The sequence below is a fragment of the Actinoalloteichus hymeniacidonis genome (assembly GCF_014203365.1).
GTDB classification, from domain to species: Bacteria; Actinomycetota; Actinomycetes; order Mycobacteriales; family Pseudonocardiaceae; genus Actinoalloteichus_A; species Actinoalloteichus_A hymeniacidonis.
In genome coordinates this window covers 5,446,847-5,472,971 of record NZ_JACHIS010000001.1, presented here as the reverse complement: position 1 = coordinate 5,472,971, position 26,125 = coordinate 5,446,847, and the positions used below count along the sequence as shown (strand labels likewise).

Below are 26,125 nucleotides of genomic sequence, written 5' to 3'. Positions count from 1 at the left end.
CAGGCTCCGGCCGCTCGTGCCCTCCGCGGGTGATAACCGGCGTATCCGAACGGCCAGGAGCGTACCCGGCCCACCGAGATGCGTCCGCGCCACGTGGTCGCTAGGGAGTTGCCGTGACTGCACCCCGTTCTTCGAGGCGGTCCGCCAGCAGTACCTCCAGCACGAAGTCGAACAACTCGGAGGTGACGGCTGAACCCGCCAAGCGGGCCACCCGCTCTCGCGGGTCCCGCACGAAGGATCGCACCGCCACCTACGTGCTCGACACGTCGGTCCTCTTGTCCGATCCCTGGGCGATCACTCGATTCGCCGAGCATTCCGTGGTCCTCCCGCTGGTGGTGATCAGCGAACTGGAGGGCAAGCGGCACCACCCCGAACTGGGTTGGTTCGCCCGGGAGTCCCTCCGGCTGCTGGACGACCTGCGGCTGAGCCACGGCAGGTTGGATCGGCCCATCCCCGTCGGGGAGGCCGACGGCACGCTGCATGTGGAGCTCAATCACACCGATCCCTCGGTGTTGCCGCCGGGCTTCCGCACCGATTCCAACGACGCGCGCATCCTGGCGTGTGCGCTGAACCTGGCCGCCGAGGGCAGGCGCGTCACCCTGGTGACCAAGGACATGCCCCTGCGGGTCAAGGCGGGGTCGGTCGGTCTGGTCGCCGACGAGTATCGAGCGCAGAACGTCACGCCCTCCGGGTGGACCGGGATGACCGATCTCGACATCGACCAGGAGGTGATGGACTCCCTGTTCAAGGAGAACATCATCGACCTCGACGAGACTAGGGACCTGCCGTGCAACACGGGTCTGCGGCTGCTCGCCGGAACGAGCAGCGCGCTCGCCAGGGTGACGGCGGACAAGCGGGTCCGTCTGGTCCGTGGCGAACGGGAGGCCTTCGGCCTGCGTGGCCGATCCTCGGAACAGCGGATCGCGCTCGACCTGCTGCTCGACCCGGAGATCGGCATCGTCTCGCTCGGGGGCCGGGCCGGAACCGGGAAGTCGGCGTTGGCCCTGTGCGCGGGGCTCGAATCGGTGATGGAGCGCTCGCAGCATCGGAAGGTGGTGGTCTTCCGGCCGGTCTATGCCGTCGGTGGACAGGAACTCGGCTACCTGCCGGGTAGCGAGAGCGAGAAGATGCAGCCGTGGGCCGAAGCGGTGTTCGACACCCTCGGTGCCCTGGCCGGGCAGCATGTGATCGACGAGGTCGTCGACCGAGGCATGCTCGAGGTATTGCCATTGACCCACATCCGGGGACGCTCGCTGCACGATTCCTTCGTCATCGTGGACGAGGCGCAGTCCCTGGAACGCAACGTGCTGCTCACCGTGCTGTCGCGGCTGGGCACCAACTCACGGGTGGTGCTGACCCACGACGTGGCACAACGGGACAACCTCCGGGTCGGCAGGCACGACGGCGTGGCAGCGGTGATCGAGAAACTCAAGGGGCATCCGCTGTTCGCCCATGTCACCCTCACCCGTTCCGAGCGGTCTCCGATCGCCGCGCTGGTGACGGAGATGTTGGAGGGCGATACGCCGTTGTGATGCAGGGCAGCTGAGTCACCGTGCCGCCGACGCCTCCCTCTAGCGTCGGCGGCACGGTCGTCTGTTCGGGCCCGGGTCCGGCCTTGGCACCGGCTGCGGCCCGGCTCGCGTCGATCAGGCGGCACAGCGAGGCCGGCCGGCCGACGAGATCCGCCGGTAGTGCGCTCGGGGACCGGTCACCAGCCTGCGGGCAGCGGACGTCCTTCGGCGAAGCCCGCGGCGGACTGGATGCCGAGCGTGGCGCGCTCGTGGAACTCGGCGAGCGTATGCGCGCCCGCATAGGTGCACGCGGAGCGAACACCGGCCGAGATCTCGTCGATCAGATCCTCGACACCCGGCCTGCGCGGGTCCAACAGCATCCGCGAGCTCGAGATGCCCTCCTCGAACAGGCCCTTCCTGGCCCGGTCGAAGGCGTTGTCGGTCCGGGTCCGCGCCCCGACCGCACGCTTGGACGCCATCCCGAAGGACTCCTTGTAGGCCCGGCCGTTCTCGTCGCGGCGAAGATCGCCCGGCGATTCGTAGGTTCCCGCGAACCAGGAGCCGATCATCACCGAGGAAGCGCCAGCCGCCAGTGCCAACGCGACATCGCGCGGGTGGCGCACGCCGCCGTCCGCCCAGACATGCTTGCCGAGGGCCCTGGCCTGGGCCGCGCACTCGGCGACGGCGGAGAACTGCGGCCTGCCGACCCCGGTCATCATCCGCGTGGTGCACATCGCGCCCGGTCCGACGCCGACCTTGACCACGTCCGCGCCTGCCTCGACCAGATCGCGAACGCCTTCGGCCGTCACGACGTTGCCTGCCACCAGCGGCACCTGCGGGTTCAACGCACGAATGGTCTTGAGCGCGCTGAGCATCTTCTCCTGATGCCCGTGCGCGGTGTCCACGACCAGGGCGTCCACGCCTGCGGCGAGCAGGGCGGCGGCCTTGGCGGCCACGTCGCCGTTCACGCCGACCGCAGCGGCGATCCGCAACAGACCCCGGTCGTCCACGGCCGGCTGGTAGATCCCGGCCCGAAGCGCGCCGAGGCTGGTGAGCACACCCACCAGTCGACCATCGGCGTCCACCGAGAGGGCGGCGCTCGCCTGCTTGCCGTGCAACCGGTCGAAGACCTCGCGCGGCGCGGTGTCGGTCGGGACCAACACCAGATCGGAGTCGAGTACCTCGCCCAACCGGGTGAATCGATCGACCTCGGTGCAGGCGGCCTCGTCGACGGTGCCGACCGGACGCTGCTCGTCGTCCACGACCACCACGAGCCCGTGCGCCCGCTTGGGCAGCAGGTTCAACGCGTCGGCCACCGAGTCCTCGGTGCCCAACACCAGCGCCGTGTCCCACACCGTGTGCCGGTGCTTGACCCAGTCGACGATCTCCGCGACGGCCGAGGGCGCCACATCCTGCGGCAGCACCACCAGCCCGCCGCGCCGTGCCACGGTCTCGGCCATCCGCCTGCCCGCCACCGCCGTCATGTTCGCGACCACCAGCGGCAGCGTCGTGCCGGTGCCGTCCGAGGTCGACAGGTCCACGTCGAACCTGGACTCGACTCCCGAGCGCCTGGGCACCAGGAAGACGTCGTCGTAGGTCAGATCGTGGGCGGGGAGGTGTCCGTCAAGGAACTGCACACGTAGCACCCTACGTGGCAGGCAGCGGTCCTGGAACGGTTGACGCCTGGCTGGAATCGGGTGCCGGAGCGGCGGTGGGTTCGCCGCGAGGGGCAGTCGACGCGGTACCCACGGCGGCACCCAGACCGGCGACGATCCCGGCCAGCGCGTCGACCGCCGCCCGCAGCCGATCGACGGACATCGACGCATAGCCGAGCACGAGACCGGGAACCGGCACGCCCGCGTCGCCCCTGGCATAGGAGGAGAGCGCGGGCGCTGCCACACCTGCTTCGGCGAGTGCGGCACTCACCAGCCGGTCATCCGATCCCGCAGGCAGTTCGACGACCAGGTGCAGCCCGGCGGCCGGGCCCCGCACGCGCCAGCTCGACAACCGGGTTGCCAGCGCTCCCGCCAGGGCATCCCGACGATCCCGGTTGATCCGACGGGTTCGCCGCAGATGGCGGTCGTAGCCGCCGTTGCGAATCAATTGACTCAACGCAGCTTGTTCGAGGGTGCCGGTGCCGAGGTCCCGGAACAGCTTGATCCTGGCCAGCTCGGCGCCCATGCCCGCTGGGGAGACCAACCAGCCGAGGCGCAGCGCCGGCGCGAGGGTTTTGCTCACGCTGCCCAGGTAGACGACGTGTGCAGGGGCCAGCGAGTGGATGGATCCGATGGCAGGCCGATCGTAACGATGCTCGGCGTCGTAATCGTCCTCCAGGATCACTCCGTTCACCCGCCGTGCCCAGTCGACGAGTTCCCGCCGACGGTCGGCCGCCATCGCGACGCCGAGAGGGAATTGGTGGGCCGGGGTGACCAGCACGGCTCGTACCTCGGCTGCGGTCAGCGCATCGATTCGCAGCCCCCGATCGTCGACGGGAATCGGCGTTGTCGAGAGCCCATGCTCGGCGAAGAGCTGCGGTTGCCCTGGATGCCCCGGATCCTCGACCGCGATCGTCTGATGGCCGCTGCGGCGCAGCAGCGTCGCCAACAGCGAGAAGCCCTCGGCCGCTCCATGCGTGATGATCAGATCTCCCGGATCGGCGTGTACCGAGCGCACCCGACCGAGATAGGCCGCGAGTTCGGTACGCAAGGCGGGCAGACCGGCCGGTTCGGGGTAGCCGAGATCGTGATCGGCGAGCTCGGCGAGTCCGAGTCGTAAGGCACCCAACCACGCCGCGCGCGGGAACGCCGCGAGCGCGGGAAGCCCTGGCCGCAAATCCCAGAGCGGCGCGGCGCTTCGAACGGAGACGGCCCGGGACGCTGAGTTGCTCTCGCTGCCGGCAACTTTGGCCACCGAGGTCCCCGACCCTCGGCGGGACGTCACGTAGCCCTCTGCGGCGAGTTGGGCATAGGCACTGGTCACGGTGCCCCTGGCCACCCCGAGCTGCGCGGCGAGATCCCGGCTCGACGGCAACCGTGATCCGGCGGCCAGCCTGCCTTCGCGGATTCCGGTGCGCAGCGCCGCTTCGAGGGTGCGTTCCCGGTTGCCCCGAGCGGACGCAGCCATCTCGGGTAGGAGGATCTCCCGCAAAGTGGTCCAGCCAGGCGCCATAAGGGTGGACCTTATCTTTGGTTCACTCGGCGATCACGCTGTTCTCCGTGCCAGTTCGACGGAGCGTGACGATCCCCGAACCCGCGACGATCAAGAGTGCGGCGCCTGCCATCGCATTCGGCCTACTCGGGATAGCGCTGGTGGGCGCATCGGTACCCGTGACCGGGCTGTTGGACGACTACCCGCTGTTCGCCGCTCAATCCGTGCGCTATCTGATCGGCGCGGCCGGGCTGTTCGGCTGGCTGGTGCTCCGGGGTCAACGGTTACCCAAGCTCGTGCCTCGGGACCTCCTCGCTCTCGGCGCAGTGGCGACCCTCGGAATGGTGGGATTCAGCATCTGTGTGCTGCTGGCCCAACGACATGCGGATCCCGGGTTCGTGACCGCGATGGTCGGTTCGGCGCCGCTGGTCTTGGGAATTCTTGCGCCACTGCTCGCCGGTCGGCGTCCCGGCCGATGGGTCATCGGCGGAGCCACCCTGGTCTTGGTGGGTGTCGTGGTGCTCTCCGGCGGTGGTTCCTGGCAGGGGCCGGGCTTGCTCCTCGCCTGTCTTGCCATGTTCGGCGAGGTGTCGTTCACCCTCTTCGCGGTGGGCCCCATCCGCAGACTGGGCGCGATCGGTGCCTCCGCCTACGCGTGTCTTATCGCGGCGATCGGCGCCGGAGTGGTCAGCGCGGTGGCCGAGGGGCCACCGGCCTGGCGACTACCCGATGCGACGGAGACCGTCGCCCTGATCGTGTTGGGGTTGCTGGTCACCTCCGTTGCCTTCGTGTGGTGGTTCCACTGTGTCTCGCGGATCGGCGCCGATCGGGCTGCGGTGCTGATCGGCGCGATGCCGGTGGCCGGTTTGGTGGCCTCGGTCTGTCTGAGCGCTCAGCAGCTAACCTCGGCCGCGCTGCTGGGCGCGGCGCTGGTGGCCGCGGGCTGCGCGGTGGGGCTGCGGCGAGTCGGGCCGTCCCGACCGGCTCACCGGCCGAGGGCCTGACCGGCGCGACGACCATCCAATCGCGGCGGCGGATACCCCGGACGTGCGTGCCGACGTCGTCCGGCGCTAACCCGCAGGTCACCTCGATGTGTATCCGCCGTGCCACGCTGCTCCGACGAGGCACGGTCGCTGGCTGGGCGTGCCCGCTGGGCGAAGGGAACCGCTGATGGTCAGATCACCGTCGGGTGTGGTGTCGCTGCTGGTCGGCGCCCTGCTCATCTCCTCGGTAGGCCAGGCATCGGCCGTCGGATCAGCCGATGTGGAGTCGGCTCCGGCACCGCAGCAGGCCTTCGACATCCAGGCACACCGGGGCGGGATGGCCTACCTGCCGGAAGGCACCCTGCCCGCGTTCGAGAACGCCCTGCGCATCGGTGTGACCACCCTCGAACTCGACATCCAGATCACCAGGGACGGCCGGGACGTCGTCACCCACGACCGGCTGATCAACCCGGCGAAGTGCCAGGACACCGAACCGGTGTTCGAGGGCGACCCCGATTTCCCCTACGCGGGCAAGTACGTGCACACGCTGACCTTCGAGCAGGTCCGCACCCTGGACTGCGGCTCGCAGACCCAACCGCAGTACCCGGAGCAGCGTCCGGCGCCCGGCGAGCCGATGCCGACGTTGCGCGAGGTCTTCCAACTCGTCGGCCGGTGCGGGGCACGGGACGTCCGGTTCAACATCGAGACCAAGGTCGAGGCGGCGGCACCGCACGAGACCGCGCCTCGTGAGGACTTCGTGCGGGTGGCGGCAAGGGAGATCCGGCGAGCCGGGATGCTGCACCGCACCACCATCCAGAGCTTCGACTGGGGCGCGCTGATGATGATGGGCGAATTGGAACCCCGACTGCCGCTGGTCGCCCTCACCGAGCCGAACTTCCTGCAGGTCGGCGAGCCGGGCCGTTCCCCGTGGCTGGGCGGACTGGACATCGACGACTTCGGCGGCAGCCCGGTCGAGGCGGTGCGGTCCTTCGGCGCCAGCGCACTCTCGCCGGTCCACGGCGAGCCGCAGAACGCCACCATCGACGACCCCGACTACGTGCCCTTCACCACCGAGGCGTTGGTCGACGAGGCACACGCCGCAGGCATCCAGGTCATCCCCTGGACGATCAACGACGAAGCCACCATGCAGAAACTGATCGACGACGGCGTGGACGGCATCATCACCGACTATCCGGTGCGGCTGCGTTCGGTGGCCGAGGACAACGGCTTCGAACTGCCGCGCGGACAACACCACTGCCGTTGACACGGACCGACATCGCGGCGGCCGAACCCGCCGCTGAAGAACGACAGGGCGGGCGGACCGATCAGGTCCGCCCGCCCTCGTGCATCCTCGATCAGCGGTCGCTATTGGTCATCCGCAGCACGTCGAGCGCCTCGTCGAGCTGCGCCAGCGTGAGCGTGCCCTTCTCGACGTGCCCACGCTCCAGCACGACCTCGCGGATCGTCTTGCGTTCCTTGAGGGACTGCTTGGCGATGGCGGCCGCCTCCTCATAGCCCAGGTAGCGGTTCAGCGGCGTCACCACCGACGGCGAGGACTCGGCGTACTCCCTGGTGCGGTCCTCATCGGCCACCGCACCCGCCACGACCTTGTCGGCCAGCAGCCGGGCGACCGCCGCCAGGAGCCTGCTCGACTCCAGGACGTTGCGGGCGATCACCGGCAGCATCACGTTGAGCTGGAAGTTGCCCTGCGAACCCGCGAAGGTCACGGCCGCGTCGTTACCGATCACCTGGGCCACCACCATCATGGTCGCCTCGGAGATCACCGGGTTCACCTTGCCCGGCATGATCGACGAACCAGGCTGCAGGTCGGGCAGCGCCAACTCGGCCAGACCGGTCCTCGGGCCGGAGCCCAACCAACGCAGGTCGTTGGCGATCTTGAACAGCGAGACCGCGACGGTCTTGAGCTGACCGGAGACCTCGACGACACCGTCCTGGGTGGCCTGGGCCTCGAAGTGGTCCCGAGCCTCGGTCAGCGGCAACCCGGTGATGTTGGCCAATTCCTCGGACACCGCCGCGCCGAAGCCCTCCGGGGCGTTCAGCCCGGTGCCCACCGCAGTGCCGCCGATCGGCAGCTCGCCCAGCCGGGGCAGGCTGCTGTGCAGGCGCTCGATGCCGTACTGCACCTGCGCGGCCCACGCCGCCGCCTCCTGGCCCAGCGTGATCGGCACGGCGTCCATCAGGTGGGTGCGGCCCGACTTCACCACGGTCGCCCACTCCTGGGCCCGCTTGTTCAGCGTCGCGGCCAGGTGCTCCAACGCGGGGATCACATCGGTCACCACAGCCTCGGTCGCCGCGACCCGGATCGTGGTGGGGAAGGTGTCGTTCGAGGACTGCGAGGCGTTGACGTGATCGTTGGGATGAACGTCACGTCCCGCGATCCGCGTCGCGAGCGTCGCGATGACCTCGTTGGCGTTCATGTTCGACGAGGTTCCGGAGCCGGTCTGGAAGACGTCGATCGGGAAGTGCGCGTCGTGGTGCCCCTCGGCGACCTCGCCCGCAGCCTGCGCGATGGCCTCGGCCAGATCGGCGTCCAACACGCCCAGCCTGCCGTTGACGCGGCCTGCCGCCGCCTTGAGCAGCCCCAACGCCCTGATCTGGGCCCGTTCCAACCCCCGGCCCGAGATGGGGAAGTTCTCCACGGCCCGCTGGGTCTGTGCTCGCCACAATGCGTCGGCGGGGACCCGGACCTCGCCCATGGTGTCGTGTTCGATGCGGAATTCGCCGTCGTTGGTCGGAGCGCCACTCTGCTGCTCTGTCATGGCTCCTGTTTGTACCGGTTGGGTGTATGTCTGAGCACCGCGACCTCCACCACATAGCCTGGATGTAGTCCACACCACAGTGCCCGCAGCCAGTTCGCAGAGCGGAGCGTCGATGGCGGCAGACCAGGATCACGAGGTCGACCTGTTGGTGCTCGGCGCGGGCCCCGCCGGACTCTTCGCGGCCTACTACGCGGGCTTCCGGGGACTCTCGGTCGTGATCGTGGATGCGTTGCCGGAAGCCGGTGGTCAGATCACCGCGATGTATCCGGAGAAGCTGATCTTCGACGTCGCGGGCTTCCCCTCGGTGCGCGGGCGGGAGCTGGTCGCCGCGTTGGTCGAACAAGCCGACCGGGCCGACCCGATCTACCTGCTGGGCAGGCAGGCCCGCACCCTGGTCGCCCTACCGGACGGCGGTAGCCGGGTCGGTCTCGCGGACGGACTGCGGATCGACGCCAGGGCGGTGTTGCTCACCGCCGGGCTCGGTGAATTCCGGCCGCGTCCGCTGCCGGGGGCAGGGAATCGGACAGACGGCTCGGTGCTGCACTTCGTGCCACACCTGTCCGCGCACGAGGGCGAGGACGTCGTCATCGTCGGTGGCGGCGACTCGGCGTTCGACTGGGCGCATGCGCTGCACCCCATCGCGCGCAGCGTGACCCTGGTGCATCGACGGGCCAGGTTCCGTGCCCAGCCGATGCTGGTGCGTACCGTCCGTGAACTCGGCGTGCCGATCATCACCGAGGCCGAGGTCGCCGAACTCCACGACGGACCGAGCGGACTCGACGCGGTGGTGATCAGACTCGCCGACGGGGGAGTCCGCACGCTTCCCGCCCAACGGGTCATCGCCGCGCTCGGCTTCGTCGCCGACCTGGGACCCATCGAGACCTGGGGCATCACCGTCGAGCAGCGGACGATTCCCGTCGACACCACTATGCGGACGTCCAGAGACCGGATCTACGCGGCGGGTGATATCGCCGCCTACCCGGGGAAGGTCCGGCTGATCGCCACCGGTTTCGGCGAGGCGGCCACGGCGGTGAACAACATCGCAGTCTCGCTCGACCCGGCAGCGCATCTGTTTCCCGGCCACTCCACCGAGACGTGACGGCTCGATCGAGAGCCGTCACGCCCGGCGTTCGAGGATCAGGCGATGTGCGAGTCGATCCAGTCGTTGTGGAACGCGACGCTCGACGAGATCGTGTTGCCGTCGCCGCACCAGGGCGATGCACCATCGACGCCCGCGTAGCCGAACCGGACCGTCACCCCGGCCAGCTCCCACTGACCGAGGCGCTCGATCATCAGCGGGCCGCCCGAGTCGCCGTAACAGGTGCCGAAGCCGGGGCCGGGATTGGTGCACAGCTCGGTCCGGGCGTTGAAGCCCCCCTCACAACCGAGGTTGCGATCGATGATGGTGTCCAGTTCCTGGAGGATCTCGGCTTGGCCGCAGCCGCCGGGCTCGGTGCACTGCTGGCCCCAGCCCAGCACCCGGGCGGGGTGGACATCGGCGGGTCCACGCGAGTGCCTGGTGATCGGCTGGGCGTCGGGAATCGGGTTCTCCAAGCGGAGGAGCGCGATGTCCATGTCGATGCGGGTCACCTCGGAGTCGTCGTAGTCCGGGTGGATGATGATCTCGGTGAAGTCGACGACGGTGCCACCCTCGTGGCCGTTGATGCTGCCGACGCGGAGGCTGTTGTTGTCGGCCCGGTCGCCGTAGACGCAGTGCGCGGCGGTCAGGACCCAGTTCTCGTCGATGAGACTGCCGGAGCAGCCCAGCGTGCCATCGGGACGGAGCAGCGTGGCGATGAACGGGTAGTCCTCGGTCGCATCTCCACCATTGATGATCTTCGTTTCAATGTTGTCGGCTCCGGAAGCCTGGATGGCGGCCGTATCAACCTGCGAGACGTCCTCGCTCGCGCCTGCGGGCCCCGCCGTGGCAAACAGCACCGGGGCGACGGCGGCGGCGAACACTGCCGCGATGGACTTGCGGAATCGCATGAACCCTCTTCTCGTGAACGAACCTGTGTGCCACAGGGTCGAAGAGGGGGGTAAAGATCCGGTTGGTGTAGCAAACAGGACAGCGTGGACATCGCAGAACGACCGAGCCTAGGGCGAGCGCCGATCGATCGAAGCCTGCCTCGGCGAGCCTGACGACGGCTGCTCCTTGCTTATGGTTCCTCGGACACTCGAGTTGGGACGTGGCGGCCGCGAGATCCACGACCGCCACCTCCGAAGAACCGTCCTAGATCAGGCCGCGATGTGCGACTGGATCCAGCTGTAGTGGTAGGCGACGTCGGTCGAGATCGACACGCCCTGTGCGCAGGTGGGCGAAGCGCCGTCCTCGCCGGGGTAGGCGATGCGAGCGGTGACACCAGCCAGGTAGGTGATGCCCTCGCGCTCGGCCAGCATCGGGCCGCCGGAGTCGCCGTAGCAGGGACCGGTGCCCTCGGCCGACACGTGACACAACTCGGTCTCCGCGTTGAATCCGTACTGGCAGTCCATCCGGTTGTCGATCAAAGCCTCCAGCTCTTGGAGGATGTCGGCCTGGCCGCAGCCACCCGGCTCCGCGCACTGCTGACCCCAGCCCAACAACAAACCGAACTGGTCGTCGGCGGGACGCCGTGCCTGCAGCGTGATCGGCTGGGCGTCGGGGATCGGGTTCTCCAAGCGGAGCAGCGCGATGTCCATGTCGACGCGCGTCACCTCGGAGTCGTCGTAATCCGGGTGGATGATGATCTCGGTGAAGTCGACGACCGTTCCGCCCTCGTCGCCGTTGATGCTGCCCACTCGAAGCGTGTTGCCATCGACCCTGCCGTCGTAGACGCAGTGCGCTGCGGTCACGACCCAGTTCTCGTCGACGAGACTGCCGGAGCAGCCCAGCGAGCCGTCGGGACGGATGAACGTCGCGATGAACGGGTAGTCCTCGGTCGCATCCCGGCCGCCGACGATCATCGTCTCGATGCGGTCGGCGTCCGAGATTGCTTCGGCCTCGCTGACCTGCGAGATACGTGTGTCCGCGTCCTCGGTCGCCGAGGCGGGCCCTGCCGTGGCGATCAAGACGGGGGCGACGGCGGCGGCGAACACTGCCGCGATGGACTTTCGGAGTCGCATGAACCCTCTTCTCGTGAACGAACCTGTGCACCACAGGATCGAAGAGGGCGGTAAAGATCTGGCTGGTGCAGCGAGCCGACGTCGAGCCGACTGCGGCGGATGCACCCGCGTCCGGGCTCACGGACCGGTGACGGTGGGGTGGCCACCGGTCCGTTGCGTGGTGTCGAGCGTCGAACAGGGCTGCGGGGCTTTAGAACTCCTGGGGGTCCCCGGCCGAACCGAAGTCCACCGAGGCGTACTCGCGGAGCTTGGTGATCCGATGGTAGCCGTCGATCAAACGGACGGTCCCCGACTTCGAGCGCATCACGATCGACTGGGTCGTGCAGCCACCCGCGCGGTAGTGCACCCCGCGTAGCAGATCACCGTCGGTGATGCCGGTGGCGCAGAAGAAGACGTTGTCACCGCGAACCAGGTCGTCGGTCTCCAACACGCGATCCAGATCGTGGCCCGCCGCCACCGCCCGGGACCGCTCCTCGTCGTCCTTCGGCCACAGCCTGCCCTGCATCGTTCCGCCGAGGCACTTCAACGCGGCTGCGGCGATGATCCCCTCCGGCGTTCCGCCGATCCCGAGGAGCAGATCGACACCGGTGCCGGGCCGCGCTGCGGCGATCGCGCCCGCGACGTCGCCATCGGAGACGAAGCGGATCCGCGCCCCGGCCTCCCGCACCTCCCGGACCAGCGTCTCGTGCCGGGGACGGTCCAGGATGCAGACCGTGACATCGGAGATCCCGATCTGCTTGGCCCTGGCGACCCGCCGGATGTTCTCCGCCACCGGCGCCGCGATATCCACCGAGGCCGCCGCCTCGGGGCCGACCGCGAGCTTCTCCATGTAGAAGACCGCCGATGGGTCGTACATCGCGCCGCGCTCGGCCACCGCCAACACCGCCAGCGCGTTGGGCATCCCCTTGGCCATCAGCGTCGTCCCGTCGATCGGGTCGACCGCCACGTCGCAATCGGGTCCGTTACCGTCGCCGACCTTCTCCCCGTTGAACAGCATCGGGGCCTCGTCCTTCTCGCCTTCCCCGATCACCACGACCCCGCGCATCGAGACGGTGCCGATCAACTTGCGCATCGCATCGACGGCCGCTTGATCGCCGCCGATCTTGTCGCCTCGGCCGACCCAGCGTCCGGAGGCCATCGCGGCGGCCTCGGTCACCCGGACCAGCTCCATGGCGAGGTTGCGGTCCGGAGCCTCCCGATGCGGCGCGGCCGGATCGGGCTCGGCGAGGTGGTGTGCTGCGGGCGGCGGCGTGGTCATGGCGTCTCCCGGAATGGTGGACCCACTCGTTCGAAGAGTAGGAGGGTGCGTCGATGTTGGCAGAGATCGCGGTCTTGTTGGGAGCTGACGCGGACGTGGATCGAGCAAGGTGGCACGACACACTCGTTCGATGCGCCCGGAAGGGGGACCGCATCCCGCGATCGGCGGATCCGGTCAGGTCAGCCCCGGTTCGACGCCTGCGGCGGGAGCGCAGGCCGGAAGCCGATGCCGGGACAGATCGAGGAACGGCTGCTGAGACGATGGTGTGGTGACAGTGCCGAAGTCGACCCCGCCACCCCTGCAGAAACCGAACCGGGCGAACCTGACCGGTAAGGACATGGTGGGTTCGATGCTGTTCCTCGCGGTGGCCATCCTGGTGCTGATGGGTGTGCTGGGCAGGTGTTCGTTCAACCCGTCCGGCCCGGATCCCCAGTCCATCCCCGCGCGCACCGTCGACCTGGAGACCGACCTGCCACGGGCGGCAGACCGGGTCGACTTCCCCGTTCGCTCACCGGAGCCGGGAGCGGACTGGCAGGCCACCACCATGCGCGTCGACGAGCTCACCCCCGAGGGGGACCAAGCCGTCCGCGTCGGCTGGCTGACCCCCGACGGCTCCTACCTGCGACTCTCCCAAGCCGTGGCCGACGAGGGGGCCCTGGTCCGCTATGAGGCGCGACAGGACCCGAGAGGCCAGGGCGTGGTGACGGCCGCCGACCTCGAATGGGTCCACTACCTCGGTGAACGCGACGAATCCATCTGGGTCACCGAGTTCGACGGCACGATGCTGCTGCTCACCGGGAGCGCCGCAGAGTCCGACTTCCACCAGATGGCCGAAGCCGTCGTCGCGGCAGACGTGGTCGCCGCCGACTGAGCAAGCTCTTCGACACTGGCAGCGGTGAGCCGGGCGACAGCGATACGGCGTTCTTCAGCTGACTGCCCGGTGTTGATGCGTTCCTGCCCTTGACCGGGTGTGACCTCGACTGCCAGGGCAGGCGCTCGCGTCCCGGCGACGCCACTGGCAAGACCACGAAACGAACATCGGTAACACCTGCCCCGCCCGCAGCCAAGAACTGTCGTAAACCGATGAGGGCAAGCGGGTGACGGAATGACAGCAGAGCAATCCGAGACAGAATTCGCACGGATATCGCACGATCAACAGGCATTCGAACGGTTCTACCGGGCCCACGTGGAGGCGGTGCAGCGCTTCGTCGCCCGTCGGGTCGACGATCCACACCTCGCAGCCGACCTGACCGCCGAGGTCTTCCTGGCCGTGATCGATTCCGCCCACACCTACCGACCGGGACGCGGTAGCGCCACCGGCTGGCTGTTCGGTGTGGCACGCAACGTCGTGTCCTCGGAGCGCAGGCGCCGCGCCCGAGGCCTCGTCGCCGCGAGCCGGATCGCAGGCCGGGCCCTCGCCGACGAGGACGACATCGCCGCATTGGTGGACCGCATCGACGCCGCAGCCTCCTCCCGCACGCTCATGGTGGCGATGGAGCGCTTAGCCGACGGAGAACGTGCCGTACTCGAACTGACGGCGCTGGATGGGTTATCGGTGGCCGACGCGGCGCTGGCACTCGGTATCACCTCGGTCGCCGCCAGGGTGCGGCTGCACCGAGCCAGGAAGCGGATGCGACACCACTTGGACGCCGGCACGAACAACCACGCGGCGCCGAACAAGCACGCGGGCACGGCACCCACCGGAGTGCGCAGGCCGACCGCGAAGAGCAAGTCCGCTAACGCGACCAGGATTGTGGAGGCACGGACATGACCAGCGAACGCAGCGCAACCCGTCGATTCGAGGACCGTCTCCTCGTCGAGCTCAAAGAGGTCATCGCCGAAAACAGCAGCCAGCTGCAGCCGACACCCCAACCCGCGCGCCGATCGCGGGGCCCTCGGTTGGTCGCCGCTGCCGGGCTCACCGCCCTCGGAACCACCGGAGTGGTCGCGTTGATGCTCGGCACCAGCACCGCAGCCTTCTCCGTCGAAAAGCAGAACGACGGATTGGTGCGCATCGAGATCTCAGATCTCCGGGATGCCGAGGAACTGGAGGACGCACTCGCCGAAGCAGGCATCCCGGCCTTGGTGGACTACCTACCCGAGGGCCAGTTCTGCAGGCAGCCTCGGTTCCTCGATCAGCAGCCCGCCGCTCCAGGCCCCGAGGATTCCATCATCGACGAGGACGTCGAGGTGGGCGGCAGTATCATGGAAGACGGGGTCGAGACCTCGATCGACGGGATGGCCGGGCCCGACGACCCGGCTACCGGGGCCGAACTCGACCCGATTGCTGTGCCCGACGGCGCGACCTCCGTCGAGATCGGAATGGACTCCGATGGCAATTCGTATGCGGCCTTCGTCCTGAACCCGGGCGACTTCGCCGACGGCGAGACCACACTGGTGATCGAGGCGGCCGGGACGTTGCCCATCACCGGCCTCGGGGTGAGCCAGGGCCAAGGCGAAGTTCTGCCCTGCGAGCCGGTCACTGAACCCGGAGCCGGGAACTGACCACATCGGTGCGGAGGCCGTAGTCCGAACCATGGGCTGCGGCCATCCGCCGGGTCTGACTCGGCCGAACATCTCCCGACGACAAGTGCTCGCTGCCGTGCCCCGATGGGCGGGTCACTGCTCTTCGGCAGGCGGTTGCACGGCTGCCAGCGCCTGCTCCACGCGTTGCCGGGCGCCCGCCAGCCTGCGTTCGCAGACCGTCGCCAGGGCCTCCCCGCGCTCCCAGAGTGCGAGCGAGTCCTCCAACGACAGCCCGCCCGCCTCCAACCTGCGGACCACCTCTGCCAGCTCGTCCCTGGCCTGTTCGTAGCCCAGCGCGGACTGTTCGGCATCCGGTTCCACCGAGGCCGACATCGACTGCTCGTCCTGTTCCTTCACACCGTCGAGCTTCCCAGGTGGATCCGCAGCGAGACCACTGCGGTGGCCACCGTCTGGTCGTAGTTGTTGATCGCCTCGGCGAACTCTGCGCCATCTCCCTCATCGACGGCGTCGCCGACCCGCGATGTCGCCTCGGCCACTCGCAGCCGATGAGCGGAATCACGCCAGTGATCCCGCCCCGCCTCCGAGGACAACGCATCGAATAACACCCGGAGCCGACCGATCAGATCCCGCCGTGCAGGCGAATCGCAGCCCGCGAGCAGCCCGAGCCAGCAGTCGGCCGCAGCACGATCGGCCTCCTCAGCGCTCTGCCGGACCATCTGGGTGGCAGGCGGTCTCGCCGGCTCCTCGACAGCGGTCGGCAAGGTACCTACCGCAGCCAAGGTGAGAGGAAGAAAGGTGGGCTTGCTCGCCGGGTAGGGCACCGCTACCTCCGGTCACCGCTGTCAGTCGGGTGTGTCACGATGGCCTGCACCGCGCCGTCGACTACGCGAACCCGCAACACCGTCTCCGGTGTGGCATCGGCGATGGATGTGAGCACCCCGGCAGCTCCATCCGCGTCAACACGTTGTACGACCGCGTAACCGCGAGCCAACGTGGCTGCCGGTCCGAGAGTGGTCAATCGGGATCGGGTCGCATCGAGACCAGACTCCGCGGTCAACAACCCCGTCAGCACCGCACGAAGGCTGCGCTCGCGCAATGTTGCCACTTCCTGCGCCCGATGTGCCAGTGGAACAAGCGGAGACGCCAGGACCGGACGGCTGCGCAAGGACGTCAACAACCGGGTTTCACGGTCCACCCAACCATGCAGGGCACGCCGCCCCCGGTCCCGCAGCAGACTGATTCTGGAGACCTCCTCCGCCATGTCGGGCACGACCCGCTTGCCCGCGCCGGTAGGCGTTGAACAGCGAAGATCCGCGACGTGGTCCAACAACGGGGTGTCCGGTTCGTGGCCGATGGCACTGACGATCGGCGTCCCGCAGGCCGCCACCGCTCGACACAGGGTCTCGTCGGAGAACGGCAGCAGATCCTCGACACTGCCACCGCCCCTGGCGATCACGATCACCTGGACATCGGGATCGGCATCCAACTCGCGCAGGGCCGTGACGATCTGCGGGACCGCCGTCGTGCCCTGTACCGCGACGTTGCGGACCTCGAATCGGACCGACTGCCATCGAGCCGTCGCGTTGGTGATGACATCGTGCTCGGCGGCGGAGGCCCGACCGGTGATCAGCCCCACCTTGCTCGGCAGGAACGGCAGCTTGCGCTTACGCGCCGGATCGAACATGCCCTCGGCCGCGAGCAACCGGCGCAGACGTTCGATCCTCGCCAACAACTCGCCGATCCCGACGGCCCGGATCTCGTCCACCCGCAGGCTCAACGTGCCCCGACCGAGATAGAACGTCGGCTGTCCGTGCACCACGACACGGGCCCCATCGGTGAGCGGCGGGCTGGCCGACCGCACCAGACCCGCCGGACAGGTCAGGGTCAGCGACACCTCGGCCGCCGGATCACGCAAGGTCAGAAACGCCGTGCCGGTACCGGGACGGGCCGAGATCTGCGTGATCTGGCCTTCCACCCACACCGACCCGAGGCGGTTGACCCACTCGGAGATCTTGCGCGCCACCGTCCGAACCGGCCACGGCTGTGCCGGTGAGGTCGGCGGCGCGGCGGAACCCTCGGCTGCGGACTGGTTCGACTGCGAGGGTTGTCTGGATTGAGAGGTCACTCGGCGCTCACCGTCGCCAGCCGATTCGAAAGCATACGTACATAGTCGGGCCGCGCGGTGCCGCTCTTCTCGTAGGCGAGCAGCGCGCGCAGCTGCTCCGGCGAGAAGCCCCGGAGCCTGCCCCGCAGCTGAGCAAGGCTGAACCCATCGTAGCCGGTGACGGGCTCCTCCGAGATCAACACGGCCTCCGCGCGTCGCGGCTCCACCAGGGACCGCCCGGGATCGGCATCGTCGATCGGGTCCTCGAGGTCCTCGTAGTCGGGGTGGGCCCGCTTCGCGGTCGAGGCGGGCGTACGAGTTCTCGTCGCCGTGCCGGTCCGCTCGGACTTCGCCGGGCCCGGGCCGGCTGTGTCGCCGGTGACGGGAACACCGAAGGAGCCGTTGCCCAATGCGTCGACAGCCAACGCATCATCGAAGTCGTCGAGATCGTCGGTTTCGGTGTCGTCCGCGTCGGAGGCCCGGGTTGGCTCCGACCTGTCCTGCCCGTCCGATCGGTTCGGACGGGCATCGCCGGCTGCGGTGCCCTCGGGAGCGAGATCCTCGTCGAAGGTGGCCCACTCCGGGTTCTCCTCCGGCGCACGCAGACCGGACAGCGCCTCGTCGCCCTTGATGGCGAGCTCGGTCACCTGCTGCTGAACGCGCATCGACAGCGACAACGCCTGACTGACCACCGTGACCGGCAATCCGGCGAGTTGCTCTGGCAATCTTCGGGCCTGTTCGACGGCGGCTACCGCCAGACCCGCGGCCAGCCGAACGGGTAGTGGCAAGTTTGTCATGACTTCAGCGTGCCGTAGGTGACGGCGACTGCACAGCGCGAACCGGCAAATCCGCTGTACCGGTGGTCGGGCGGCAGAGTGGGACCCTCAGATCGGGATCCGTACGCTGGGACCCATGACCGCCTCGACCCCAGAAGCCTCTTCCTCGCAGCCGCTCGGCCAGCCGGAGCAGGAGCAGGCCGAGACGACCGCCCGGAAACGCGTGCTGTTGGCCAAGCCGCGCGGCTACTGCGCGGGGGTGGACCGCGCGGTGATCACGGTCGAGAAGGCCCTGGACACCTACGGCGCACCGGTATACGTCCGCAAGGAGATCGTGCACAACAAGCACGTCGTCGAGACCTTGCAGGACCGAGGCGTGATCTTCGTCGACGAGACCGACGAGGTGCCCGAGGGTGCGCTGGTCGTCTTCTCCGCCCATGGCGTGTCGCCTGCCGTGCACGAGGAGGCCGAGCGTCGGAACCTGCGCACCATCGATGCCACCTGCCCGTTGGTCACCAAGGTCCACCAGGAAGCCCGCCGCTTCGCCCGCGACGACTACGACATCCTGCTGATCGGGCACGAAGGTCACGAGGAAGTAGAGGGCACCGCAGGCGAGGCCCCGGACCACGTACAGCTGGTCGACCGTCCGGAGGACGTCGCCAAGGTCGAGGTGCGGGACCCGTCGAAGGTGATCTGGCTATCGCAGACGACCCTGAGCGTCGACGAGACCATGGAGCGCGTCGACCAGCTCAAGGAGCGCTTCCCCGAGCTGCGTGACCCACCGTCCGACGACATCTGCTACGCCACCCAGAACCGCCAGGTCGCCGTCAAGGCGATGGCTGCGGAATGCGAGCTCGTGCTGGTAGTCGGTTCCCAGAACTCGTCGAACTCGAAGCGGCTGGTCGAGGTGGCCGTGCAGGCGGGGTCCGACGCCGCCTATCTCATCGACTACGCCCGCGAGATCGATGAGAAGTGGCTCGAAGGCGTCACCACGGTCGGGGTGACCAGTGGGGCCTCGGTACCGGACATCCTGGTGCTCGGCGTCATCGACTACCTGGCAGAACGCGGGTACGGCGAGGTCGAAGAGGTCACCACCGCCAACGAGAAGATCACCTTCGCACTGCCGCGCGAGCTGCGGCAGGCGATGTCGGACGTGCGCTGACGTCCTCGGCGGGCCCGCATCGATCGGGCCCGCCGTACGTGGCGCACTCTGCTTGATCGGCCCAGTCGGCTCGATCAGCGGTCTCGGCTTGATCGGCGCTCTCGGCTCGATCGGCCTCGGTCATCAACCGATCGGTCGGGCGCCGATCGGTCGAAGCCTGTGGTTGCGCGCCGCTCACTCCCGACGGGTCAGTCGGGTGCCAATCGGACGAGCTGGCGCAATCGCGCCTCACGCGCCCGTCGTTGAACAGCTCTAGCTGGTGGTCGTCGTCAGCTGCGCGGTCGTGCACGGCTTGGTCGTCGACAACTCAGTCGTCGAAATCATCCCGACTGCGCGGTGGCCTACGCCGGGGATCCGGCCGAGGCCTGCCACCAGCCGGCCCCCCGTCACCCGCGTCACGAGCGTTCCGAACGGGGCGACCCGATCGCTGGTCTGGTCGACCCGGTCGACCCCCCTGCTTAGCCGGCCCACCTGCGGCACTGGTGCGACGTGCCGACCCACGCGGCGCACCGTCCTCGTCGCCCGATCGAGGGCTAGGCCTACCGGGACGACGCTGCCCGCCCGTTCGCTCTGCCGACGACCGTGCCTGGCCCGCCGCTGCAGAACTTCGGCCCGGCGTCTTGCCCTGCCCTGCGGGTCGGCTTCCACGGCCCTCGGCCTTGGCCGCGCTCGGCCGACCGGAATCGAGCCCACCGCCCGTGCGCTCGGATCGGCCACGCCGGTCCGTTGTGGGCCTGCCGCCCTTGGCCGGACGGTCGCTCGCACTGACCTTGACTTTGTCTGCCGTGTCCTCCTCAACGGCCAATGGTTGGCGTTGCAGAAAGTAACGGGCGAGCCCGATACCGACCGTGAGTACCGTAGTGATGCCCATCACGGGAAATGCATTGAGCAGGGGCATTGCGAGGCTGAGCGCCGCCGTGGCCATCCCGGCACCCGCAGCTTCGCCGGTGAGCCACAGGACCAGCGGAAGCGACACACCCAGGATCAACGGCGGCTGGACGATCGGTCCGAACAGACTCTGTCGCTGAACCAGGAGGATCGCCAGCAGACAGCCGATGGCGTAAATCACCTGGGAGACGAGCCGAGGGCCGCCCAGGAACAGCACATCCACGAAGGTCCCGACCAAAGTGGCCCCGATCGCGAGCAGCGACGCGGCCCACCAGGTAATGCCTCGGGAATCACGGAATGCGGATCGTTCGGCCCAGGGGGTCGCTGCTTGCTCGTCAAGGGTCGACGGCGGCTGTTCACGGTCGCGGGAAGCGCTCACGGCGTCCACCGTAATGTGTTCACCGTATGGATTCGGTCGGACCGGGAACTTCACGCATGTAGCCGGTCGAGTGAATGTCGGCCTTGCCCGTTCAATCCCGGTTCATGACCCGTTCTCCTTCCGCAGTCGGCTGCTCGGCCGACAGTTCTGTCGTCGTTTGTCGATCGGCGGGCAATAGCGCTGCGACTGTCTCGTCGCGACGGACCGCCGCGACCTCGGTCGGGCTCGCGGCCGCCTCTCTCAGCGGCTCGGTGGCGGTTCGGAAGCTCTCCAAGGCGTCGAGTTCGCGTCTTCTCGCCGACAGGAAGCGCTGCAGATGCGTGCTTGACAGGTTCACCGCGTCGATCGCAGCGCCAGCCGATCGATGAGCGGTGGCGGCCTGGCGCCGGACCTGTTCGACGTCCTCGGCGAGGGCGTGCTCGGTGGCGGCGAACAACGCAGCCGAGGCAAGTACGCCGAAGCCGGTCGGTCCACAAAGGAAGACCCGTCGATCGAGCAGCCAGCGCAGCAGGTGTGGGTCGGTATCCAGCGCGGCGACGACGGCTGCATCAGACGGGACGAACATGATGGCGCCGTAGATGGCGTCGGCCCACCGCTGATATTCCTTCCCGGCGAGTTCGGTCGCTCGCGACCGGATGTTGCGGGCATGCACGCGCAGCGCGTCGGCCCGCTCGGCTGCATCGTCGGTCTCGACGGCCTCCAACCAAACAGCCAGGCTCGTCTTGGCATCGACCGGCACCCGGCGTCCGTCCCCGACCATGAGGACGAGGTCCGGTCGGGCCGCTCCGCCACCTGCGAGATCGGTCTGGACCGTGAAATGGAGCCCTTCGCGAAGCCCTAAGGCTCGGGCCGTTTCGACGAGCACCTGTTCGCCCAGCTCGCCGCGCCCGCTGATCGAGGCGAAAGCGACCTCGTAACGGCGGAGTGCTGCCTGATGCGTGGCGGATCTGGCTCGCTCCTGCTCGACGAGCTGCATGGTCGCGTCCGTTCGACGCATGCTGTCGGTGTACAGCCGCCAAACCATCGCCAGAGCGCAGGCCATCGCCAATGCGAGCACGATCGCCGCCGTGCTGATGACTACTGCGGACATGGTTCGCCTCCTTCCTGCCTCGTCGTTTCCGGAAATCCCGGGTGGACAGTGCTACCCGAAACCGATCATGCACACCTGCAGGTCGCAATGCTCGTAATCCGGCTATCGAACATCAGTTCGAGTGAATTTGGGGGGTGAGAAGTGATCTCAACACCGTTGGCCTCTAGCGTGGCAGCATGCGCATCCTCCACACCTCCGACTGGCATCTCGGCCGTACCTTTCACGGCCGCGATCTGCTCGGCGAGCAGCGGGATGTGTTGGCGGGCCTGGCCGATCTGGTGGCTTCGGAGAAAGTGGACACGGTCGTCATCGCAGGTGATCTCTACGATCGGGCGGTGCCATCCGGGGAGGCGGTGGGCGTCTGCCATCACATCCTGGCGGCTCTTCGCGCCGCGGGTGCCTCGATCGTGCTCACCTCGGGAAACCACGACTCGGCGGCCAGGCTCGGCGCATATTCGGAATTCGCCGCCGCAGGCGGGCTACACCTGCGGACACGAATCTCGGAGTTGGATAGTCCGGTTCTGCTCGCCGATGAGCACGGCCCGGTCGCGTTCTACGGAATTCCCTATCTGGACCCGGATCCGGCCCGCGCCAGCCTGGGAATCAGCGGCCCCGATTCGGTAGGCCACACCGGTGTGCTCACCGAGGCGATGCGGCGGATCAAGGCGGATCTCGCCACCCGAGGGCCGGGGGTGCGGTCGGTGGTGTTGGCGCACGCTTTCGTCACCGGCGGCGAGGGCAGCGAATCGGAACGACGCATCGCGGTCGGCGGTGTCGAGCAGGTCCCGGCCCGAGTCTTCGACGACATCGATTACGTGGCCCTCGGCCACCTCCATGGTCCGCAGACGCTGCGGCCCGCGTTGCGGTACTCCGGTAGTCCACTCGCCTACTCGTTCTCGGAGCGAAACCACCGAAAATCGGTCTGGCTGGTCGACCTCACCGCAGAGGGCCTCGGCGAGGTGCGGCGACATGATCTTCCGGTGCCACGGCCGCTCGCGGTCCTCACCGGCACGCTGGACGAGCTGCTCGCCGACCCGGGACACGCCGACAGTGTCGAGCATTACCTGTCGATCACGTTGACCGACCGGGTTCGTCCATTGGAGCCGATGCGACGCCTGCAAGAGCGGTTCCCCCACGCCGTGCATCTCGATTGGCGGCCGGAAGGCGGCCTCGACGATGCCCGGCTGCACTATTCGGCGGCGATTCGAGGCAAGGACGATCGGGAGTTGGCCGCGTCGTTCGTCGCGGATTGCCGAGGGGCGCTGCCCGATGAGACCGAGACCCGGTTGTTGGACGAGGCCTTGCATTCCGTCTGCGGGGAGCAGGTGCGCTCGTGAGGCTTCATCGGTTGGCGATGACGGCGTTCGGACCGTACCGGAACACGGTGCAGGTCGACTTCGATGCGCTCGGCGCCGATGGGCTCTTCCTGCTCCACGGCGAGACGGGCGCGGGTAAGACGACGCTGCTCGACGGGGTCGCCTATGCGTTGTTCGGACAGGTTCCCGGCGCCAGGGGACAGGTGCGCAGACTGCGCTGTGATCAGGCGCCCGACACCGTGGCGACCAGGGTCGAACTTGAGGTGACGATCCAGGGGCACCGGCTGCGCATCGTCCGTAGTCCCGAGTTCGAGCGGCGCAAGAAGCGGGGCGAGGGCACCACCACCGTGCAGGCGAAGGTCTCCTTGGCTTGGCTCGGCGGTGTTCCGGACGGCTATCCGGATGGATTGAGCCGGATCGACGAGGTCGCCAGGACGGTCAGCAGGCTTCTCGGTATGACCCACCAACAGTTCTTCCAGGTGGTGTTGCTGCCACAGGGCGAGTTCGCCAGGTTCCTGCGCGCCGATACCGATGAGCGGGAACAACTGCTGGAACAACTCTTCGGCACCCAGCGGTTCGCCGAGACCGAGAAGTGGTTTCGCGAACGCCGGACCGCCCGGTTCAACGACGTCCAGAACGCCCGTCGCGGGGTGGAGCAACTGCTGGCCCGGATCGCCCAGGCGGCAGGCGTCGAACCACCCTCGGTCGAGCAGCCGACGGGCCGGTGGGTGGAGGAGCTGACACGGCAGGCGGCCGATCAACGACAGTCGGCCCAGGAGGCCGTGGCTGCCACCACCGATCAGCGACGGCGGGCCGAGCAAACCGCCGTAGCCGGGCATCGGCTCGCAACGGCAATCGCCAGGCGGACCGAGCTACTGGCCCGCCTTGCGCGACTCGACGAACAGCACGAGACGCGTCTCGCGTGGACGGCCGAACTCGCCGCGGCTCGCGCCGCGGCCCCGGTGGCCGCCGAGAACGACGAACGCATCCGGGCCGAGGCAGACCTTCGACACCGCCGTGACCGTGCGGAGAAGACCCGGCACACCGCCATCGCCGCCGTCGACGAATCAACAGCGAGCGGCGATTCGGCACTCCATCGGATGCTCTCGAGTGCCGACCTCGTCGCTGCACTCGGCGACGCCGATGCCGACATACCCGCCGATCAATCGGTGGTCGCCGCAGACGGCGGTAGCGAGCCCGACGGCACCGCCCGCCGGGGCCTCGAAAAGCGGGTGGTCGTCGAACTACGCGAATTCGCCGCTGCACGAAGAGAGTCCGCGGGCGCCCTGACGAGCCTGGTCGACGAGGCGGCGCTGCAACAACCCGACCGTTCGCGATCGGTCGAGATGGCCTCGACCCGCGAGAAGACCGAGATGGCCTTGGCCGAGTCGGAACGCCGAGCGGAGCAGTTGCCCGTCGAACTCGCCGGGGTGCGGACCCAACTGGAGGAGTCGGCGACGGCTGCGGCGGCTGTGCCGGGAATCCGCGCTCGACGAGACGAGCTGATCGAGTTGACCGCTTCGGCACGGGAGCTGCCGGGCGCCGAACAGCGGTTGGCGGCAGCCGAAGCAGCCAGAGCCTCGGCAGTCGACGCCCATCAGACCGCCCGTGACCTCCTGCTCGACCTCCGAGAACAACGGCTGAGCGGGATGGCGGGCGAACTGGCGGGTGCGCTGGTCGCGGGTGAGCCCTGCGCGGTCTGCGGATCGCCGGAGCACCCCGTCCCGGCTGAACACGCCGCCTTGGTGACCGACGCTCAAGAACGAGCGGCGGTCCGCGCCGAACAGGTCGCATCCGCTGAACGGGAGGCCTCGACCGCGGCCCGCCAAGAGTGTCTGCATGCCAGGGATGCTTTGGTGACGCAGTTGGCCGGGCGTTCCGAATCCACGTTGAGCTCGGCACTCGCCGAAACGGAGACGGAACTCGACGCGGCCGAGAAACTGGCCGCAGTCCACCAGCGGCGGACCGATCAGCTGGCTGTTCTCGAGGCCGAGTCGGCCGAGTCGCAGCGGCGCCGAGCGGCGCTGCAGAGCGAGCTGGCCTCGATACGCAGCGAAGAGGCGCATCTGAACCGGGTCATCGCCGAGCGTTCCGATCGGTTGACCACGGCGGCGGGCGGCTATCCGGATGTCGCGGCCCGGCGCGGCGCCCTGCTACGCGCCGCCGAACTGGTCGACGAACTGGCCGACCGCTTGAGTGCCGTGGTCGAGGCGATCGATCGGTTGGCCGCTCGCAGACACCGGGTGGCCGTCGTCGTTACCGAAGCCGGGTTCGACGACCTAGCCGATGCTTTGGAATCGGCCCGCGACGAGGCTTCCATCGGCAAGCTCGATGAGGCGCTTCGCCAGGCCGATCGAGACGAGGCCGCACTGCGGGCCGAGCTGGCGGACCCGGAGGTGGTTGCTGCCGAGAACAGCACCCCGCCCGACCTGGCGGCGTTGGATTCGACCGCCGACGAGGCCCGCCGAGCTGCGGAGGAGGCGGTGGCCCGGCTGCGCGCAGCCGAGGCTGCCGATTCGGAATTGGCCGACCTGCTGGGCCGCTGGACCGTGGCCGAACGTGAACTGGCGCCGATCGAGGCCGACTACGCGACCCTGGACGCGTTGACCGATGTGGTCAACGGACGCGGGCAGAACAACCGCAAGATGTCGCTGCGCTCGTATGTGCTGGCGGCCCGCCTCGAAGAGGTCGCGGTCGCCGCGACCCGTCGACTACAGCGGATGAGCCAAGGCCGCTATTCCTTCGTGCACTCGGATGCGGCAGGTAGTCGGGGTAAGCGGGGCGGCCTGTGGCTGGACGTGATCGACGACTACTCCGGCCGGGCTCGGTCCGCCAAGACGCTGTCCGGCGGTGAGTCCTTCCTCGCGTCGTTGGCGCTGGCCCTGGGACTGGCCGACGTGGTCGCGGCAGAGACGGGCGGCGCGTTGCTCGACACCCTGTTCGTCGACGAGGGGTTCGGCAGCCTCGACGCCGACACCCTGGACCTGGTGATGGATACCCTCGACGAACTTCGTGCGGGCGGACGCGTCGTGGGTCTCGTCTCGCACGTGGAGGAACTGCGGCAACGCATCCCGACACGGTTGCGGGTGCGCCGCTCTCGAACTGGGTCCACCCTGGAGATGGAGATGGCTTAAGGGTGGGA

General features: G+C 68.4%; 22 protein-coding genes. 10 read left to right on the top strand and 12 right to left on the bottom strand.

Annotated features, from left to right (window positions below):
• Positions 1-254 precede the first annotated feature (254 nt).
• A complete protein-coding gene (gene phoH2 / locus BKA25_RS23085; protein ID WP_069846692.1) occupies positions 255-1,532 on the top strand; it encodes an RNA 5'-3' helicase PhoH2 in 1,278 nt (425 codons plus the stop codon).
• A 176-nt stretch (positions 1,533-1,708) separates the two neighbouring features.
• Here the strand turns inward: phoH2 and BKA25_RS23080 are convergent, their stop codons facing one another.
• Together BKA25_RS23080 and pdxR are read right to left on the bottom strand one after the other, a co-directional pair.
• Positions 1,709-3,148 carry a GuaB1 family IMP dehydrogenase-related protein gene (locus tag BKA25_RS23080; RefSeq protein WP_069853259.1) on the bottom strand — a complete coding sequence of 480 codons (1,440 nt, stop codon included), beginning with the start codon at positions 3,146-3,148 and terminating at the stop codon, positions 1,709-1,711.
• Between the two features lie 10 nt (positions 3,149-3,158).
• Positions 3,159-4,679: a MocR-like pyridoxine biosynthesis transcription factor PdxR gene (gene pdxR, locus BKA25_RS23075; protein ID WP_069846694.1), complete on the bottom strand. Its 1,521-nt coding sequence runs from the start codon at positions 4,677-4,679 to the stop codon at positions 3,159-3,161.
• A 47-nt stretch (positions 4,680-4,726) separates the two neighbouring features.
• Between pdxR and BKA25_RS23070 the strand changes: the two genes are divergently transcribed.
• Together BKA25_RS23070 and BKA25_RS23065 are read left to right on the top strand one after the other, a co-directional pair.
• The gene (locus tag BKA25_RS23070) at positions 4,727-5,662 is read left to right on the top strand and encodes a DMT family transporter (RefSeq protein ID WP_236750478.1); all 936 of its coding nucleotides are present in this window, start codon (positions 4,727-4,729) and stop codon (positions 5,660-5,662) included.
• Positions 5,663-5,828: 166 nt separating this feature from the next.
• The gene (locus BKA25_RS23065; protein WP_084642514.1) at positions 5,829-6,905 is read left to right on the top strand and encodes a glycerophosphodiester phosphodiesterase; all 1,077 of its coding nucleotides are present in this window, start codon (positions 5,829-5,831) and stop codon (positions 6,903-6,905) included.
• A gap of 91 nt (positions 6,906-6,996) precedes the next feature.
• On the opposite strand, the gene BKA25_RS23060 is transcribed toward BKA25_RS23065, so the two are convergent.
• Entirely contained in the window at positions 6,997-8,421 is a 1,425-nt protein-coding gene (locus BKA25_RS23060) for a class II fumarate hydratase (protein ID WP_069846698.1), read from the bottom strand.
• A gap of 112 nt (positions 8,422-8,533) precedes the next feature.
• Here BKA25_RS23060 and BKA25_RS23055 point away from each other — a divergent pair, with 112 nt between their 5' ends.
• The gene (locus BKA25_RS23055; protein WP_069846699.1) at positions 8,534-9,520 is read left to right on the top strand and encodes an NAD(P)/FAD-dependent oxidoreductase; all 987 of its coding nucleotides are present in this window, start codon (positions 8,534-8,536) and stop codon (positions 9,518-9,520) included.
• Between the two features lie 38 nt (positions 9,521-9,558).
• On the opposite strand, the gene BKA25_RS23050 is transcribed toward BKA25_RS23055, so the two are convergent.
• The 3 genes from BKA25_RS23050 to glpX all read right to left on the bottom strand — a co-directional run bounded on the left by BKA25_RS23050 (position 9,559) and on the right by glpX (position 12,694).
• On the bottom strand, positions 9,559-10,410 hold the full coding sequence (locus BKA25_RS23050; RefSeq protein ID WP_069846701.1) for a S1 family peptidase: 852 nt from the start codon (positions 10,408-10,410) through the stop codon (positions 9,559-9,561).
• A 249-nt stretch (positions 10,411-10,659) separates the two neighbouring features.
• Positions 10,660-11,523 carry a S1 family peptidase gene (locus BKA25_RS23045; protein WP_069846703.1) on the bottom strand — a complete coding sequence of 288 codons (864 nt, stop codon included), beginning with the start codon at positions 11,521-11,523 and terminating at the stop codon, positions 10,660-10,662.
• A 190-nt stretch (positions 11,524-11,713) separates the two neighbouring features.
• On the bottom strand, positions 11,714-12,694 hold the full coding sequence (gene glpX / locus BKA25_RS23040) for a class II fructose-bisphosphatase (protein ID WP_236750891.1): 981 nt from the start codon (positions 12,692-12,694) through the stop codon (positions 11,714-11,716).
• Positions 12,695-13,049: 355 nt separating this feature from the next.
• Here glpX and BKA25_RS23035 point away from each other — a divergent pair, with 355 nt between their 5' ends.
• The 3 genes from BKA25_RS23035 to BKA25_RS23025 all read left to right on the top strand — a co-directional run bounded on the left by BKA25_RS23035 (position 13,050) and on the right by BKA25_RS23025 (position 15,286).
• Positions 13,050-13,652 (top strand): DUF4245 domain-containing protein, encoded by a 603-nt coding sequence (locus tag BKA25_RS23035; protein ID WP_157420936.1) that lies wholly within the window; start codon positions 13,050-13,052, stop codon positions 13,650-13,652.
• A 234-nt stretch (positions 13,653-13,886) separates the two neighbouring features.
• Positions 13,887-14,552, top strand: coding sequence for an RNA polymerase sigma factor (locus tag BKA25_RS23030; protein WP_084642517.1), 666 nt, complete (start codon positions 13,887-13,889; stop codon positions 14,550-14,552).
• Positions 14,549-15,286 carry a hypothetical protein gene (locus BKA25_RS23025; protein WP_069846708.1) on the top strand — a complete coding sequence of 246 codons (738 nt, stop codon included), beginning with the start codon at positions 14,549-14,551 and terminating at the stop codon, positions 15,284-15,286. The genes BKA25_RS23030 and BKA25_RS23025 overlap by 4 nt, the downstream gene beginning before the upstream one ends.
• Before the next feature lie 114 nt (positions 15,287-15,400).
• Here the strand turns inward: BKA25_RS23025 and BKA25_RS23020 are convergent, their stop codons facing one another.
• Genes BKA25_RS23020 through BKA25_RS23005 form a run of 4 tightly spaced genes read right to left on the bottom strand, consistent with a single transcriptional unit; the run spans position 15,401 to position 18,169 of the window.
• A complete protein-coding gene (locus BKA25_RS23020) occupies positions 15,401-15,640 on the bottom strand; it encodes an exodeoxyribonuclease VII small subunit (RefSeq protein WP_069853261.1) in 240 nt (79 codons plus the stop codon).
• 20 nt (positions 15,641-15,660) lie between these two features.
• Positions 15,661-16,089, bottom strand: coding sequence for a hypothetical protein (locus BKA25_RS23015; protein WP_069846709.1), 429 nt, complete (start codon positions 16,087-16,089; stop codon positions 15,661-15,663).
• A gap of 2 nt (positions 16,090-16,091) precedes the next feature.
• A complete protein-coding gene (xseA, locus tag BKA25_RS23010) occupies positions 16,092-17,393 on the bottom strand; it encodes an exodeoxyribonuclease VII large subunit (RefSeq protein WP_084642518.1) in 1,302 nt (433 codons plus the stop codon).
• Positions 17,390-18,169, bottom strand: a complete 780-nt coding sequence (locus BKA25_RS23005) for a lipid droplet-associated protein (RefSeq protein ID WP_069846711.1) — start codon at positions 18,167-18,169, stop codon at positions 17,390-17,392. The genes xseA and BKA25_RS23005 overlap by 4 nt, the downstream gene beginning before the upstream one ends.
• A gap of 115 nt (positions 18,170-18,284) precedes the next feature.
• Here BKA25_RS23005 and BKA25_RS23000 point away from each other — a divergent pair, with 115 nt between their 5' ends.
• Positions 18,285-19,310 (top strand): 4-hydroxy-3-methylbut-2-enyl diphosphate reductase, encoded by a 1,026-nt coding sequence (locus BKA25_RS23000; RefSeq protein ID WP_084642520.1) that lies wholly within the window; start codon positions 18,285-18,287, stop codon positions 19,308-19,310.
• A gap of 307 nt (positions 19,311-19,617) precedes the next feature.
• On the opposite strand, the gene BKA25_RS28690 is transcribed toward BKA25_RS23000, so the two are convergent.
• Together BKA25_RS28690 and BKA25_RS22995 are read right to left on the bottom strand one after the other, a co-directional pair.
• A complete protein-coding gene (locus tag BKA25_RS28690; RefSeq protein WP_375791866.1) occupies positions 19,618-20,577 on the bottom strand; it encodes a DUF6542 domain-containing protein in 960 nt (319 codons plus the stop codon).
• 91 nt (positions 20,578-20,668) lie between these two features.
• Positions 20,669-21,667: a DNA recombination protein RmuC gene (locus BKA25_RS22995; RefSeq protein ID WP_069846716.1), complete on the bottom strand. Its 999-nt coding sequence runs from the start codon at positions 21,665-21,667 to the stop codon at positions 20,669-20,671.
• Between the two features lie 176 nt (positions 21,668-21,843).
• Here BKA25_RS22995 and BKA25_RS22990 point away from each other — a divergent pair, with 176 nt between their 5' ends.
• Positions 21,844-23,004, top strand: coding sequence for an exonuclease SbcCD subunit D (locus BKA25_RS22990; protein WP_069846718.1), 1,161 nt, complete (start codon positions 21,844-21,846; stop codon positions 23,002-23,004).
• On the top strand, positions 23,001-26,117 hold the full coding sequence (locus tag BKA25_RS22985; protein ID WP_069846720.1) for an AAA family ATPase: 3,117 nt from the start codon (positions 23,001-23,003) through the stop codon (positions 26,115-26,117). Before BKA25_RS22990 ends, BKA25_RS22985 begins: the two co-directional genes overlap by 4 nt.
• The last annotated feature ends 8 nt before the right edge of the window (positions 26,118-26,125 follow it).

Bases quoted from the DNA above. Each gene is read 5' to 3' on its own strand.
- pdxR (WP_069846694.1), bottom strand. From the start codon at position 4,679: ATGGCGCCTGGCTGGACCACTTTGCGGGAGATCCTCCTACCCGAGATG.
- BKA25_RS23065 (WP_084642514.1), top strand. From the start codon at position 5,829: ATGGTCAGATCACCGTCGGGTGTGGTGTCGCTGCTGGTCGGCGCCCTG.
- BKA25_RS23060 (WP_069846698.1), bottom strand. From the start codon at position 8,421: ATGACAGAGCAGCAGAGTGGCGCTCCGACCAACGACGGCGAATTCCGC.
- BKA25_RS23055 (WP_069846699.1), top strand. From the start codon at position 8,534: ATGGCGGCAGACCAGGATCACGAGGTCGACCTGTTGGTGCTCGGCGCG.
- BKA25_RS23050 (WP_069846701.1), bottom strand. From the start codon at position 10,410: ATGCGATTCCGCAAGTCCATCGCGGCAGTGTTCGCCGCCGCCGTCGCC.
- BKA25_RS23045 (WP_069846703.1), bottom strand. From the start codon at position 11,523: ATGCGACTCCGAAAGTCCATCGCGGCAGTGTTCGCCGCCGCCGTCGCC.
- glpX (WP_236750891.1), bottom strand. From the start codon at position 12,694: ATGGAGCTGGTCCGGGTGACCGAGGCCGCCGCGATGGCCTCCGGACGC.
- BKA25_RS23030 (WP_084642517.1), top strand. From the start codon at position 13,887: ATGACAGCAGAGCAATCCGAGACAGAATTCGCACGGATATCGCACGAT.
- BKA25_RS23025 (WP_069846708.1), top strand. From the start codon at position 14,549: ATGACCAGCGAACGCAGCGCAACCCGTCGATTCGAGGACCGTCTCCTC.
- BKA25_RS23020 (WP_069853261.1), bottom strand. From the start codon at position 15,640: ATGTCGGCCTCGGTGGAACCGGATGCCGAACAGTCCGCGCTGGGCTAC.
- BKA25_RS23005 (WP_069846711.1), bottom strand. From the start codon at position 18,169: ATGACAAACTTGCCACTACCCGTTCGGCTGGCCGCGGGTCTGGCGGTA.
- BKA25_RS23000 (WP_084642520.1), top strand. From the start codon at position 18,285: ATGACCGCCTCGACCCCAGAAGCCTCTTCCTCGCAGCCGCTCGGCCAG.
- BKA25_RS22995 (WP_069846716.1), bottom strand. From the start codon at position 21,667: ATGTCCGCAGTAGTCATCAGCACGGCGGCGATCGTGCTCGCATTGGCG.
- BKA25_RS22990 (WP_069846718.1), top strand. From the start codon at position 21,844: ATGCGCATCCTCCACACCTCCGACTGGCATCTCGGCCGTACCTTTCAC.